13 protein-coding genes are annotated in these 14,157 nt (G+C 65.2%); 6 read left to right on the top strand and 7 right to left on the bottom strand.

The window, feature by feature from the left end; translation table 11 throughout:
- The first annotated feature begins 10 nt into the window (after positions 1–10).
- From G6N38_RS19855 to G6N38_RS19830, 6 genes are all read left to right on the top strand, one after another.
- Positions 11–1,009: an MCE family protein gene (locus tag G6N38_RS19855; RefSeq protein ID WP_246227332.1), complete on the top strand. Its 999-nt coding sequence runs from the start codon at positions 11–13 to the stop codon at positions 1,007–1,009.
- Positions 1,006–2,127, top strand: coding sequence for an MCE family protein (locus tag G6N38_RS19850; RefSeq protein WP_163749761.1), 1,122 nt, complete (start codon positions 1,006–1,008; stop codon positions 2,125–2,127). The genes G6N38_RS19855 and G6N38_RS19850 overlap by 4 nt, the downstream gene beginning before the upstream one ends.
- Positions 2,128–2,216: 89 nt before the next feature.
- The gene (locus G6N38_RS19845) at positions 2,217–3,254 is read left to right on the top strand and encodes an MlaD family protein (RefSeq protein ID WP_246227331.1); all 1,038 of its coding nucleotides are present in this window, start codon (positions 2,217–2,219) and stop codon (positions 3,252–3,254) included.
- On the top strand, positions 3,254–4,525 hold the full coding sequence (locus tag G6N38_RS19840) for an MlaD family protein (protein WP_163749760.1): 1,272 nt from the start codon (positions 3,254–3,256) through the stop codon (positions 4,523–4,525). Before G6N38_RS19845 ends, G6N38_RS19840 begins: the two co-directional genes overlap by 1 nt.
- 11 nt (positions 4,526–4,536) lie before the next feature.
- A complete protein-coding gene (locus G6N38_RS19835) occupies positions 4,537–5,244 on the top strand; it encodes an Rv1363c family protein (RefSeq protein ID WP_246227330.1) in 708 nt (235 codons plus the stop codon).
- A 105-nt stretch (positions 5,245–5,349) separates the two neighbouring features.
- Positions 5,350–6,072 carry a DUF3298 domain-containing protein gene (locus G6N38_RS19830; RefSeq protein WP_246227328.1) on the top strand — a complete coding sequence of 241 codons (723 nt, stop codon included), beginning with the start codon at positions 5,350–5,352 and terminating at the stop codon, positions 6,070–6,072.
- A gap of 93 nt (positions 6,073–6,165) precedes the next feature.
- Here the strand turns inward: G6N38_RS19830 and G6N38_RS19825 are convergent, their stop codons facing one another.
- From G6N38_RS19825 to G6N38_RS19795, 7 genes are all read right to left on the bottom strand, one after another.
- Entirely contained in the window at positions 6,166–6,786 is a 621-nt protein-coding gene (locus G6N38_RS19825) for a TetR/AcrR family transcriptional regulator (protein WP_163749759.1), read from the bottom strand.
- Between the two features lie 120 nt (positions 6,787–6,906).
- Positions 6,907–7,668, bottom strand: coding sequence for an SDR family oxidoreductase (locus tag G6N38_RS19820; protein ID WP_163749758.1), 762 nt, complete (start codon positions 7,666–7,668; stop codon positions 6,907–6,909).
- Complete coding sequence (locus G6N38_RS19815) at positions 7,665–8,909, bottom strand: cytochrome P450 (RefSeq protein ID WP_163749757.1); 1,245 nt, start codon at positions 8,907–8,909, stop codon at positions 7,665–7,667. Before G6N38_RS19815 ends, G6N38_RS19820 begins: the two co-directional genes overlap by 4 nt.
- Before the next feature lie 319 nt (positions 8,910–9,228).
- Positions 9,229–9,912: a TetR/AcrR family transcriptional regulator gene (locus tag G6N38_RS19810; RefSeq protein ID WP_163749756.1), complete on the bottom strand. Its 684-nt coding sequence runs from the start codon at positions 9,910–9,912 to the stop codon at positions 9,229–9,231.
- Between the two features lie 78 nt (positions 9,913–9,990).
- Positions 9,991–10,857 carry an alpha/beta hydrolase gene (locus G6N38_RS19805; RefSeq protein ID WP_163749755.1) on the bottom strand — a complete coding sequence of 289 codons (867 nt, stop codon included), beginning with the start codon at positions 10,855–10,857 and terminating at the stop codon, positions 9,991–9,993.
- A 234-nt stretch (positions 10,858–11,091) separates the two neighbouring features.
- A complete protein-coding gene (locus G6N38_RS19800) occupies positions 11,092–12,456 on the bottom strand; it encodes an aldehyde dehydrogenase family protein (RefSeq protein WP_163749754.1) in 1,365 nt (454 codons plus the stop codon).
- Positions 12,453–14,075, bottom strand: a complete 1,623-nt coding sequence (locus G6N38_RS19795) for a GMC family oxidoreductase (RefSeq protein WP_246227326.1) — start codon at positions 14,073–14,075, stop codon at positions 12,453–12,455. The genes G6N38_RS19800 and G6N38_RS19795 overlap by 4 nt, the downstream gene beginning before the upstream one ends.
- Positions 14,076–14,157: the final 82 nt, after the last annotated feature.

The raw sequence follows: 14,157 nt of genomic DNA, 5'->3' as shown, positions 1-14,157 counted from the left end.
CGCGATCGTCGTGACCGCCGTCCTCGTTGTCGGCCGACTTCCTTTGGGGCAGACGATCTATCACGGCGAATTCGTTCAGGCGGCCCAGATCCGGCCGGGCGACCAAGTCACCGTCGCTGGGATCAACGTGGGTGCCGTCAATGGTGTCAAACTGGCCGGTGATCGCGTCGTCGTCGACTTCAAGGTCGACAGCAAAGTTCACCTGGGCCACGACACACGAGCCGCCATAAAGCTGACCACCATGCTGGGATCTCGTTACCTCGAGTTGTCCCCCGCCGGCAGCGGCGACCTCGACCACCGCACGGTCAGCCTGGCGAACACATCCGTCCCCTACGATCTACAGAAAACACTCGCAGATGCTACGACCACATTCGAGCAGGTCGATGCCGACCGCGTCGCCGAATCGCTGACCACTTTGTCTGCGGGCCTCGCCGGGGTGCCCGAAGCCCTGCCGCGGGCGCTGGACAACGTCAAATCGCTTGCCGCGATCATCTCCGGGCGGCGCGACCAAATCAGCTCCCTGCTCAAAAGTGTCGACACCATCACCGCGATGATCCACACACAGCAAGCCAATCTCGGCACCCTCGTGGTTCGGGGCCGAAACCTCTTGGCTGAGATCGTCTCCAGGCGCGACGCGGTGCGCCAGCTCTTCGCCAGTGCCACCGCAATGATCAACACCCTCAAGACAACTCTCAACGATCAGCCGGAGATGAACAAAATGCTCGCGAACCTTGAGGAGCTAACCCGCGCGATCGGCAAAAAGGAAGATCTGCTGCGCAACTTTCTGCAAATCGCGCCGGTGGCCCTCCGCAACCTTGCCAACGCCACGGGCAGTGGAAATGCGATCGACGTCAACCTTCCGGCCGGGATGATGATCGACTCATGGATGTGCGCGCTCAGCGCTCGCGCCGACCAGTTCAATCTGCCTCCGTACTACAAGGAGTGCGCGCCATCACCAGATCCGTATCCCGGATGGCCTGCGCCGGATCCCGCAAGGGCGCCGCGATGAGCCGCCGGACTGCCCTAGCCGTCACCGCGGTGCTCGCAGCGGGGCTGGCCGTCGTGGCCTTCGTCGTGGTTCCCCGCGGCGCTGACCAGCCGATGACGGTGACGGCCCAGTTCGAGGACGTTATCGGGCTCTACGAGGGCAACGACGTCTCGGTGCTGGGCATGCCCGTCGGAAAAGTAACGAGCATCGTCCCCAAGTCCAACTACGTTGAAGTGAAAATGGCGATCGACAGCGGCGTCGACCTACCGGCCGATGTTCAGGCGGTCACCGTATCGACGTCGATCCTTACCGATCGGCACATCGAACTGACCCCGGCCTACCGCAGCGGACCGAAGTTGCGGACCGGGGACCTCTTGGGCTTGCCGCGCACCCGTACACCCGTCGAGTTCGACCGCACACTCGCGATGGTCGACAAACTCTCGAGCGCCTTGCGCGGTGACGACCACGGGCACGGCCCGCTGGCAGACCTCGTCGATATCGGCGCTCAGATCGGGTCCGACAGTGGCCCCAACATCGCAGCGACCCTCGATCAGCTGTCTCAAGCGCTGCGCCTCGGTGCCGATAACGGCGCAGGTACCAAGCAGAACATCGAGGCGATCTCGACCAATCTTGCGGAATTGACGCGAGCGGCCGCCGACAACGATGCGACGATACGCGAATTCGGTTCGAACATCCGCCAATTCAGCGCCATCCTGGCAGAGCAGGATCTTGGCGCCGGCGACACCGGCGCCAAGATCAACCAGATACTGGGCCAAGCGGCGTCGCTACTGGAGACCAACCGCGAAGGGCTGAAGTCCACCGTTGCCAATTCTCAGACCCTGTTGGCCGCCGTTGACGACAATCGCCGCGGCGTGGCAGAAATGATGGACCTCTTACCGATGCTCGGCGACAACGTGTACAACTCAATCGACACCAACGTCGGCGCCATTCGCGCGCACGCCCTCGCCGACAAGCTCCTCGCCAACCAACAAATGGTCAAGGAGATCTGCAACCTTTCCGGGATCAAAGACTTGGGATGCGCAACGGGCACAATTGCCGACTACGGCCCGGACTTCGGCGTGAATTTCCTGGCCGACGGCGTGGCCGGCATGCTCGAAACGATGGCGGGAGCCCGGTGAGGCGGCGCGGCACAGGCAATGTCCGCCGCGCGTGCCGGGGCGCTGCAGCTGCCGGGCTGACCATGCTGTTGGCGGGGTGCGCAACCGGGTTGACGAGTCTCCCGCTGCCGGCACCGGGCAAGGCGGACCACGGCATCTCGTTAACCGCCGAATTCTCCAATGCGTTGAATCTGCCTGCGCAGGCGAAGGTCAGACTCAACGGCGCCGACATCGGTCAAGTCGAGTCGATTCGCGCGCAGAACTTCAACGCCCTGGTGACTATGCGTCTTCGTGCCGATGTCCCGTTGCCCATCGGTACCACCGCTGAACTGCGTTCGGCCACCCCCCTCGGTGATGTCTTCGTCGCCATCCGGACCAACCCGAACCCAGCTCCGGGCACTCCACTGCTACGTGACGGAGACAACCTCACATCAAACTCCACGTCCGCAGCCGCGACCATCGAACAAGTGCTCGGGTCGGCGGCGTTACTGGTCAACGGAGGCACCATCCGTCACCTGGTATCGATTGTCAACGGTGCCGGTTCGGCGATGGGCGGACGCGGCGAGAAGCTCGCCGAACTCCTGCAGCAGTCCAACACATTGATAGCGCGGTTGAATAGCCGGTCAGGCGAAATCGACACGGCCCTACGCAGCACCTCCGAGCTAACTGCAAGAATCTCCGAACGCCAAAACACCCTCAACGAGGTGATCGCGGCGGCCGGCCCGGCCATGACCGTAATCGGCAACAACACCAGCCAGCTGGCCGACCTGACGGACGGCGTCGCACGAATCACCCGCCAGCTCAACCGGTTTCCCTCTGTGCAGGGCACAGACAGCCGCAGCATCATCAAAGACCTCAACGACCTGTCGGCCCTCTTCAACGAACTTGTCCTCGACCCCACCGTCGACTTGAACGTGCTGAACAGGGCGATACAAAGCCTCGTCGCAGTGACAGGCGGGGCCGCTCTTTCAGGCAGTGGCGTTATTACCCAACTCGCATTCGGCGCACTGCCCGACATGAATTATCCCGGTGATCCGGGATTCCATGGCGCCGACGGCACCGACTATCACGCCATGATCGCCAGCCTCAGATATGAGTACAACCTGTTGTTGAGCAGGGTCTACGGACCTGAGCACAGGCCACGGTGATGACAATGTCGCGGAATCCGCTGGAGCAATCGGCGCGCTTGATCGTCATCGCCATACGCTGGCTGGCGCGCCATCGTCTGACAATGTCAGTGGTGGGTCTTGTCCTAACGCTGCTAACCGCAACCACTTTCATTCTGGCGGATTCGCTCGGGATCAACCCGGCACGCTCCGCCTATGCCGTGCGGGTGATGCTGCCAGAATCCGGTGGGCTTTTACCGAACCAAGACGTGACATTGCGCGGAGTGCCGATCGGGCGTGTCGAATCTGTGAAGTTAACCGACACCGGTGTGGTGGCTACCGCCGCGATCGACTCCGATGTGCCGGTGCCGCTGGACAGCTCGGTCCGGGTGTCCGCCCTGTCGGCGGCCGGCGAGCAGTACCTGGAATTTCGGCCGCTGAGCGACCACGGCCCGAACTTGACCAACGGCTCCGTGATCGGGCAGAACCAGACATCCATCCCCGTGTCTTTGCCGCGTCTGTTGGCTAACGGCGATGGCGTCTTGGCTCAGCTGGATCCGAACAAGCTTGCTGCCATATCCGACGAGCTGCGGGTCGGACACCAGGGGCCGCAGAAACTGGCCGCGCTGCTCGACGGCGGGGCGTTCCTGATCTCGACCCTCAACTCGGTGCTCCCCCAAACCGTCAGCGTGCTGCGCACCAGCCGCACCGTGTTGACCACACTGGCCGACGTCAGCCCCGGTCTGCGCGCCACTTCCCAGCAGCTGCAGGGCATCCTGCACGGAGTCAACGCCATGGACGGCGGCTTTCGCACCCTTGTCGATCGCGGTAGTGCACCGTTGACTGCCCTGGACGCCATCATTGCTGACAACTCCGAAACAATGGTCCAACTGCTAGGCAAGCTCACGACCACCGCGCAGTTGTTGAATGACCGTGTACCGGCCATACATCACATGCTGAACGCACCCCGCAGTTCGGCATTTGACGCCCTCGGGTCCATCATGCACGACGGCGCTGTCTGGGCGATCGCGGACATCTACCCCCGTTACAGCTGCGACTACAACCTTCCGCGACGGCCGGTCTCCGTGCCCGATTACTTCGAGCCCTACATCTACACCTACTGCACAAACCCGGACCCCTCCATATTGGTCCGCGGCGCTCGCAATGCACCACGCCCACCCGGCGATGACACCGCGGGCCCGCCCCCAGGCTCTAACCCGTTGGCGACGGCCACCCCAACCCCGATCTACCCCAACACAATCCCGATGCCATACGGCGGGCCCCCGCCCGGATATCGGACACCGGTGAGTTAGGAGACGTCTCCATGGCGACACAACTATTCAAGCGGACGAATTCCAAGGACGTCTTCGAAAAGCTCCAGCAACAAGACGAACCCACGAACACCAAGACGCCGGACAGCACACCAGCAATTGACGCCGCTGAACCGACCGAACCAGAAGGTAGCCAACCAGACGCCGACACCCCTGAAGCGACCGAGTCGCCAGATACTCATGCCGAAACCGAAGAGACACCAAAGCACTCGCGGCTCAGGCGCTGGGCTCGCCGCGTCCTCGCCGCGGCTGTGGCGCTCGTCTTCGTTGCGGCGCTGGGAATGTCGGGATTCTTGGGCTGGCAACTCAAGCAGAGCAGGGACACAGATGCGGCGGCCAGCGCCGCTCTGGCGGTAGCTCGGAATTACGCCGTCACCCTGACTACGGTTGATAGCGGCAAAATCGATGAGAATTTCACTCAGGTGCTCAACGGCGCCACCGGCGAATTCAAAGACATGTATAGCCAGTCGGCCACCCAACTGCGCCAGCTGCTTATCGACAACAAAGCGACGAGCAAGGGCGTAGTAGTCGACTCCGCCATCAAATCCGCCTCCAAAACCAAGGTCGACGTGCTGCTCTTCGTCGATCAATCGGTCAGCAACTCCGTGAATCCCCAGCCTCGCATCGACCGCAGCCGAGTCGCGATGACGATGGAACTCATCGATGGCAAGTGGTTAGCAAGCAAAGTGGACATCAAATAGCCGAATCAACTCCAGCGGACTGGGGAGCCAAAAAGCCGCACCTCAAACAAAACAAACATCAGGATTTGTGCCCCAAGGCCTTTGAGACCTTCAGGAAGGGCGGCCATGAAGCTCACTAACCGACTTGTCTTGGCGTTGGTAGCGGTAGGGTCGATCGCCCTGTCGGCGGTGCACCCGGCCCAGGCCGAGCCGGCTGCAAACGGCCTCGGGTTTATGGCCGTGCCTGGTGTGATCGCGGGTACCAGTCCAGATGGCTTGGGCACCTGGAGCGTTCACTATCAACGCATCAACGGCGGCGATCCGGAGGTAGCTAAAGTTATCAACGGCGGCATCGACGCCGAAGCGATGCGACAAGTCCAGACCATGACGTGGGATGGATCGACGAAACGCCCATGGACGTTCAACGCTACGGGGACCGCCTTCGTGCGTCCCATCACGGTTTCAGAGCTCTTTGTCGGCGAGTACAACGTCGCCGAGCCCAACATGCCGATCGATTACCTGGCATCAGTCGTATTCGACAGCCGCAGCGGAATTCGCATTACCTGGGATAACCTGTTCCGCGATAAGCAAGCAGGTTTGGTTCGGCTGTCTGAACAGACCGCAGCGATTTTGCCGACCGTGCGCCCGCCGGCATACCCGACTGAGTGGCAACACAGCGGCCAGTTAGCTCCGATGGATATCAATTTCAAGTATTGGATTCCGACCGCGGAGGGAATCGAACTGCACTTTCCCGAGTACCAATTCGGGCGCGGGCTGAAGGTGATTACGGTGGCCTGGGCCAAGGTGGCGGACCTGATCGCGCCGCCGTTCGTCCCGATCATGCATTGAAATCCGCCGTCGAGACCGTTGTCGATCACGTCTTCTTCGAGGAGCGGCTCTCGGCCTTCCCCACGGTCGAAAATGGCGAACGAGCCGCCGTCGTCAGGGGAGGAAGGCAGGAAGCACGAAGCGGCGGAGGACATCGCGCCGCTCCGCACCCCGAAGCGCATCCGGCGCGTCCGCTGCTAGCTCGAGCAGCATCATCCGCGCGATCCTGTTCAGCCATTCGACTGCTTGCCTCGAGTCGAGGTCGGCTCGGACTTCACCTCGCTGTCGAGCGTCCTCGATGAACGGGGTCAAGAGGTCGGCAACACTGTTCAGGACCTCCTCGGCGGCGGTGCCGGCCACCGTCATTCCGAGGTTGTCGGCGGTAAACATCGATTCGAACCACCTCGACTGGGTCACGGACTCGATGGCCCCGTCGAGTGCTGCCAGGAGCCGGTCGCCGAACCGGCCCTCGCCTTCGAGCTCCCGCCGGGCCTGGATCAACATCTCCCGTGACCCTCGGAGGATGACGCTGGCCAGCAGGTCGTTCTTCGTCTGGAAGTACCGGTACACAGTCGTCCGATGCACGCCCGCGACCTTTGCGACGTCTTCGACGGTGGTTCGCGTAACCCCCCGTCGGAGGTACGAGGTCTCGGCCGCGTCGATGAGGCGGTTCCGGACGTCGGTGTCGTCGTCCGACGGGTTCGGACGGGGATCGGCGGGGCGAGCTGGGGTCACATCCGGATCTTTGCAGGCGCAGCCCGCTCGATGGAACCTGGGGGCGTCGGTCCTGACCGTCTCAGCTGGACGAGGATCCTCGCGACCGAACGAGTGATCCCCGCCGGCGACCTGCATGGATCAGGTAGGAGACGGGACGCCGCTTGCCACCGGTACGAGGCGGACGTCGGAGACGACGAGCCCGGGGTTGTCCAACGCGGACCAGAGGAGGTCCGCCATCTGCCGCCCGACGTCGTCGGTCTCCATCAAGTCGCCGCGGATCCCTTGGCTCACCCAGGCCTCGAGGGCCGCATCGAACAGGGCGCTGTCGAAACCGGCGCAGAAACCCGTCGGGGAGGTCGCGCCCATGACGACCCGCTGGAAACGCAGCGCCGGGTTCTCGAGTCGCCAGGCCTCGATGGAGGCGTCGAGAGCGGCCTTCGACGCCGCGTAGGCTCCGAGTCCCCAACGGACCTCTGACGCGGATTCGGAGGAGATGAACGAGACGATCCCGTTCGGGGCGAGATGCTCTGTCGCAGCGCCGCAGACGAGGGTCGGACCGATCGCGTTGACCTCGAAGGCATGCCGCCACGTATCGGGGTCGGCGTCGGTCATCATGGAGAGGGTCCCCCAGCCGGCGGCGATGACGACCGCGTCGAGGCCTCCCATGGCGCCGGCCGCCGCGTCGACCATCCGTCGGCAGTCGTCCGGACGGGCGAGGTCGGCGACGATGGCGTGCCCACGGCCACCACCCTCCGCGCAGATCTCATCGAGAGCGTCGGCGGAACGGGCCGACACGCAGACGTGGGCGCCCCGCTTCAAGGCGTGCTCGGCGAGCGATCGTCCGATCCCTGACGACGCGCCGACGATGAGCAGCCGGGGCTCGTTGCTGGTGCTCGTCATCGAGCTGCCCCCAACGCGGGCGACGGGTCGAAGCTCACCCGGAGGGTGTCGGGGCCTCGGACCGAGCAGCCGACGAAGCGGACGTCCTCCGCGAGGCGGAGGTTCGGCAGGCGCTCGAGCATGACGGTGAGCGCCGTGGCCATCTCGGCCCTGGCGAGGTGCGAGCCGAGGCAGAAGTGCTCACCGAAGCTGAAGGCCATCTGGCCGGCCGGGTTCCGGTCGTAGATGAACTCGTCCGGTCGGTCGAAGCGCTCCGGATCTCGGTTGGCGGCGCCGATGCCGAGCAAGGCGAACGACCCCGCAGGGATCCGGACGCCGCCCACCTCGGTGTCCTTCACAGTGAGCCGGCTCTGCAGGACCACCGGCGATCCCCAGCGCAGCGCCTCCTCGACGATTCCCGGGACCAACGACGGATCGGCCTTCACCGCCTCGACCACGCCAGGGGTGCCCAGCACCGCAGTCATCATCGCCCCGATCGCCATCCAGGTGGTGTCGACTCCGGCGGGGAACAGCAGCAGCATGAAGCTGAGGATCTCCTCGTCGGTGAGAGGCTTCCCTTCGATGGAGCCGTGGACGAGTTGGCTCAAAATGTCGGTGGTGGGGGTGGTCCGCCGCTCAGCCAGCAGGGGAAAGACGTAGTTCCGGAACTCTTGCGCCACCTCTCGTTGCCGGGCGCGGGTCTCCTCTGGGGTGCCGCCCTCGCCGAGGATGAGCGCGCGGGCCCAACCGGCGATCTTGTGCCAGTCGTCGACCGGAAGGCCGAGGAGGTCGCCGATGATCGCGAGCGGATACCGCTCGCAGAACTGCTCCATCAGCTCGGCCTCGCCGTCCTCGCAGAAGGTGTCGACGACTGCGTGCGCCTGGGGTACGAGCATCTCTTCCACGTAAGCCCGGGTCCGTCGCTTGGTGAACGTGGGCGACACGACCTTGCGGTGGAGCTCGTGCTCCTTGCCCTCGTAGCCGAGGAAGGTCGGGCCGAGGAACGGGAAGGTCAGCAGCTCCTGGGTCGCCCGAGGTGAGTACGTCGCAGTGTCGACGAACCCGTTCCGGACGTCTTCGTAGTTGGTGATCAAGTAGCACGGCAATCCATCGGCGAACCAGCCCTGCTCCACCCCTCCACGCTCTTGCACGCCACGGAGCAGGTCGTACAGGTCCGGGACAAAGACCCCGTTCGGCGGCAGGGCGCCGAGCGGCACCCCTTCGAGGTCAGGGTGGACCGATACGGGGCTGGCGGTGGTCATCTCCGGTCTCCTCGCTACATACAACAGAATATGTAGAGTGTAGCGCAGCGGCCGGTGTTCGGCCAGCGTTCGGGCGGACGCGATGGCTAGGCATGGAAGTAGTAGCCGCCGAGCACCGCGCCCTGCGGCACGAACACTTCCCAGCTCGGCAGCTTCTTGGTTTGGGCGGCGTTGAGGTAACCGCAGTCGACGGCGACCGTTGTCCGGCCCCGTTGCCCGCACCTCGACCGACGCCGGCGGTGGGTCCTCGGTCGATCGTGTCGCCACGGATCCCGCTGATCTCAGCGGCGACGGCGACGACGGCGCTCGTCGCTCTGTGCTACCTCGCGGTTTCCGCTCTCCCCCTCCGACGAGGGCGCTTCGCGGTCTCAGCCGAGCCCGCAAGACCGGCGGCGATGAAGCTGATGAGGGTTTCAACAAAAGCCGGATCGACACCGTCGGCTCCGATCGGCCCCGACAAGCCGAAGTGATCCGAGCTGGACATCACACTGACCATAGCGAGCATGGCGATTCGGCATCGGTCCAGAGTTGCCGCGGTCGGGGGCATGAATCGGAAAACCGTGTCCACGTAGAGCGAGTTGAGGTTCGGCTGTCGGTTCATCTCGGCGACGTAAATAGGGCTGTTCGTGAGGGCGAGCCGGGCGAATATCGACATCCACGCTCGGCCTGCGGTCGGAGTCTCATTGATCAGCGTCAAGAACGGCTGGAGCACCGCCTCGACGAGCTGCCGGGCGCCGACCTCCCCCGGATCTTCGAGGACCTCGATCAGGCGTCGCCGCGCATCATCTCCCACGCCCGTCGCTCGTCGCTGGAAGACCGCAGCGAGCAGGTCGGTCTTCGTGGCGAAGTGGTAGGTTACGGCAGCAGGAGCGACGCCCGCCCGCCGGGCGACGGATCGAAGGGACAACCCGTCCCACGACTCCTCGCTGAACATCGCCTCAGCCGTGTCGAGCAGCAGCGATGGCACGTCGACATCTACGCGCGGGCCACGCTTCTTGTCCACGTCAGCACTCTACGGGTTCTGCGACGACCGGCGACCGGCGACCAGCCTCCGGGACCAGCCTCCGGGGCACGGTCCACCTCACCGCGCGGACCGGCCGATCACGATGTTCATGACGAAGTCGCGGACCTGGTCCATCGACCGGGCCGCTTCCGGCATCGGGAGGGCGATGAAGCCGTGGATACCCCCCTCAACCTCGATGTAGGTGGTGTCGACGTCGGCAGCCCGCAACCGACTCACGACTGTCCGTGCATCGTCGAAGAGCGAGTCGGACGTGCCCACTATCACCATGGTCGACGGGAAGCCTTCGAAGCTGCCGCGCACCGGCGAGAGCCGCGGGTCGTCCAGAGGGACGTCCCCGGCGTAGTAGAGAGCGTTTGCGGTGAGTCCGTTGCGCGTGAGGACGTCACGTCCGGCGTTGACCTCGAAGCTGCGGCTGGTCTGCGTCAGGTCCGCCCACGGGAAGATGGCAACGAGCGCCTGCGGCATCGGGAGCCCCCGGCTGCCGGCTAGCTGGAGAGTGCTCATGGCAAGGCCGCCGCCTGCCGACTCTCCCACGACGACGAGGGGTCGATCACACAGCGCGGCATAGACCGCGATCGTGTCCTCCAACGCGGCCGGAAACGGCGCCTCGGGCGCCAGCCGATAGTCGACGCTGATCACCTCGAGGCCCGCGTCGACACACAACCGAGCGTGGGCCCGAGCGGCCCGCGAGCTCCCCGAGACGTAGGCGCCGCCGTGGATGTGGAGGATGACGGCCGTCGCCGAGGAACCGGAGGGAGTAAGGCGGCGGACGGGTACGCCGGCGATCACGTCAACGCGCTCGTCCACACCAGCCGGGAGCCGAATCAGTTTCTCGAGCAGGCCGGTCACCCGGCGGACGAAGGACAATTTCGGCTTCCGCGAGAGCCTCGAGGAGAGGACCAGCGCCCCTTGGATGGTTCGCATCCGCCAGCTAGGTCGTGACACACTGCGCCCACCCTGCGCCCCACGTCGGGGCCTTGAAGACTCGTTCGCAGGGGCCCTGACGGTCCAGGCTAGCGCCGCGATCGCGACGCCTAGAAAGAGGCAGATTCCACATCGGCCCTCCACACTAGATTTACGTATATGACTAAATAATCTCTGTTACAGCCGTCCCACAAGAGGTCTTCCCGCGTCGCGTCGACACCGAAGAGGGCTGCGTCAGCCACGACGAAGCCGCGACGCCTTCTTCGCCGTCATCGGGGGACGAGTCAGCTCGACCAGATCCAGCCGTCGACCCTTGGTGAGAACGGCGCGCTCGTGACTGAACGTCTCCATGGAGTGCTCGCCGTGATAGGCGCCCATGCCGCTGGCTCCTACGCCGCCGAACGGCAGGGTGGGGACGCTCAGATGGAGCAGCGTGGCGCCGAACACGAGACCGCCGGACGAGGTGCGGTCGCGCAGGTCGCGCTTGACCTCGCGCCGGGTGGTGAACGCGTACATGGCCAGCGGCTTGGGGTGCTCGCGGATGATATCGATGGCGTCGCGGTGACTCGATACCGACACGATCGGGAGGATCGGACCAAAGATCTCGTCCTGCATGACCGGGCTGTCCAGCGCGACATCGACGAGCACCGTCGGGGCCACGAATCTGTCGTCGGGCCGGGCCGTCCCGCCGCACACGGCACGTCCCGAGGACAGCAGGGCGGTGAGTCGCTGGACGTGTCGCTGGTTGACGATGCGCCCATAGTCCGGCGACTGCGCCGGGTCGTCTCCGTAGAGTCGCGTCACCTCCGCGGCCACGGCCTCAGCCAGCGGCTCGACCAGGTCGGGCGTGGTGAGCACGTAGTCCGGAGCGACGCAGGCCTGTCCGCAGTTCGCGAACTTGCCCCACGCGAGCCACTTGGCGGCGTCCCGGAGCGGGAACGAGTCATCGACCCAGACCGGCGACTTGCCGCCGAGCTCGAGGGTGACGGGAGTCAAGTGCTCCGCGGCCGCCTTCATCACGATGCGGCCGACGTCACCGTTGCCGGTGTAGAAGATGTGGTCGAAAGGCTGAGCGAGGAGAAGGGTCGTCTCCTCCACGCCACCCTCGACGACCTGCACCGCGTCGACGTCGAGGTACTCAGGCACGATGCGGGCGAGGAGCGAAGCGGTCGTTGGCGCGAGCTCGCTCGGCTTCAAGACGACGCTGTTGCCGGCCGCGATGGCTCCGACCAGCGGGACGAGCAGCAGGCAGACGGGATAGTTCCACGGGCTGATGATCAGCACCGTCCCGAGCGGCTCGCGGTGGATGCTTGCGTGCGCCGGGGCGAGAGGCAGGATGGTCCGGACGCGGCGATCCCGCGTCCAGGACCTCAGCCGCCGCAAAGCCAACCGGGCCTCGGTCTTGGTCGTCCTGACGTCGGACAGGTGGACGTCGATGTGGCTGCGTCCCAGGTCTGCGGCGACCGCCTCCTCGATGGCCGTCCCCTGCTCGTCGAGCATGCGGACCAGCGCCTGCAGCTGGTATCGGCGCCATGCGAGCGGCTTGGTCATTCCGCGCTCGAACGCCTCACGAGCGCGAGCAACCTGCGCCGGGATCACGCGGCACTCCTCGACGCCGAAGCCACCAGGAGCTCGGCCGCCTTCTCGCCGATCATCACCGACGGAGCGTTGGTGTTGCCACCAGTGATGGTGGGCATCACGGACGCGTCGGCGACCCGCAGGCCCTCGACGCCTCTCACCCGCAGCTCCGGGTCGACCACGCACCGCTCGTCGACCCCCATGCGGCACGTCCCGACGCCATGGAACACCGTCGTCGCACGCAGTCGCATCTCGTCGCGGAGCGCGTCGCCCGTCAACGTGCGGCCCGGGTGGAGCTCGGGTCGGACCAGGCGCCTCATCCCCGGGGACGCCATGACCTCCCTGACCCGCTCGATCCCCTGCGCCAACACCTCGGCGTCGTCGGGATGCTGAAGGTAGTTGAAGTCGATCAGCGGGCTCTCGCGGGGATCCGCACAGGCCAGGCGCAGCGAACCGCGACTCTTCGGATAGATCAGCGTCGAGTGGACGGTGATGCTCGGTACCGGGTCGCGATACACGTCGAACGAGTCGGAGTTAGGGGAAGGATATGACCACGGGAGCACATGGAGCTGGATGTCCGGGAGGCTGGTGGCCAGCGAGGACCGCACGAAGGCGACGGCCTCGAACATTGATGTCCGCAAGAACGTCTCCCGGCCCAACAGATCACGGACGACGGCGGCCGCGAAGAATCCCGGTATCCCTTTGCCGGGCACATCGGCGTGCGCCGTCACCGGCACAAACATGTGGTCGTGGAGGTTCTGACCGACCGGGAGGTCGGCGACGGCTCGGATCCCGTGCTCGGCGAGATGCTGCTGGGGTCCGATGCCAGAGAGCATCAGGAGCTGCGGTGAGCCGAACACGCCGGCCGACACGATGACCTCTCGCGACGCCCGGACCTGGAGCCTGCGTCCACGCTTGTCGAAGGTCTCGACTCCCACGGCACGCCCGTTGCTGATGACGATCTTCGCCGCCTGCCGGCGCTTCAGGATCGTCAGCGTCGGCAGCTCACGTCCGCTCAGGTAGGCGTGCGACGAGCTCTGCCGCACGCCGTTCGCCACGTTCACCTGGAATCGACTGGCACCCTCCTGCTGCGCCCCGTTGTAGTCCGCGAGGACGGGAACGCCGAGCACCGAGCTGGTCTGCTCGATGAACTGCAGGGACGCCTCCGTCGGGGTCGTCGAGCGCGTCACGCCGACGGGCCCGCCGGCGCCGCGGTAGTCGTCCGGCCCGTCCTCGAAGTCCTCAATGCGCCGGAACAGGTCGTTGACCGTGTCGGCATCCCAGCCTTTGTTGCCCAGCGCCGCCCACTCGTCGTAGTTGGCGCGGTTGCCGCGGACCCAGAGCATTCCGTTGACCGAGGACGATCCGCCCATGATGCGACCGCGGTACTGAGGGATCATCCGGTCGAGCGCATGCACCTGCGGAGTGGTCTTGTAGCCCCAGTCCAAGGTCCTCTGGATCGAGGGCACCGTGTGCATCGGGGCGGTGAGTCCCGGGCGACGAACCAGGCGGCGCTGGTCGGATCCGCCCGCCTCGATCAGCACGACGGTGCGCTGCTGCTCGGCGAGGCGGGACGCGATCACGCACCCAGCGCTGCCTGCCCCGACGACGACGTACTCGGCCTCGATCGTGTCGGCCACTCTTCGCTCCATGTGATCTGCCTTTGTTGATGGCCCTCGCGCGGCGCGTGGGACGTTATTCAGTGGCCGGGCTGGGCGTGAT

Origin of the sequence: Mycolicibacterium helvum, from assembly GCF_010731895.1 — a bacterium.
Taxonomy (GTDB): domain Bacteria; phylum Actinomycetota; class Actinomycetes; order Mycobacteriales; family Mycobacteriaceae; genus Mycobacterium; species Mycobacterium helvum.
The sequence above is the reverse complement of the archived record's forward strand: the minus strand, read 5'-3'. Positions and strand labels throughout refer to the sequence as shown.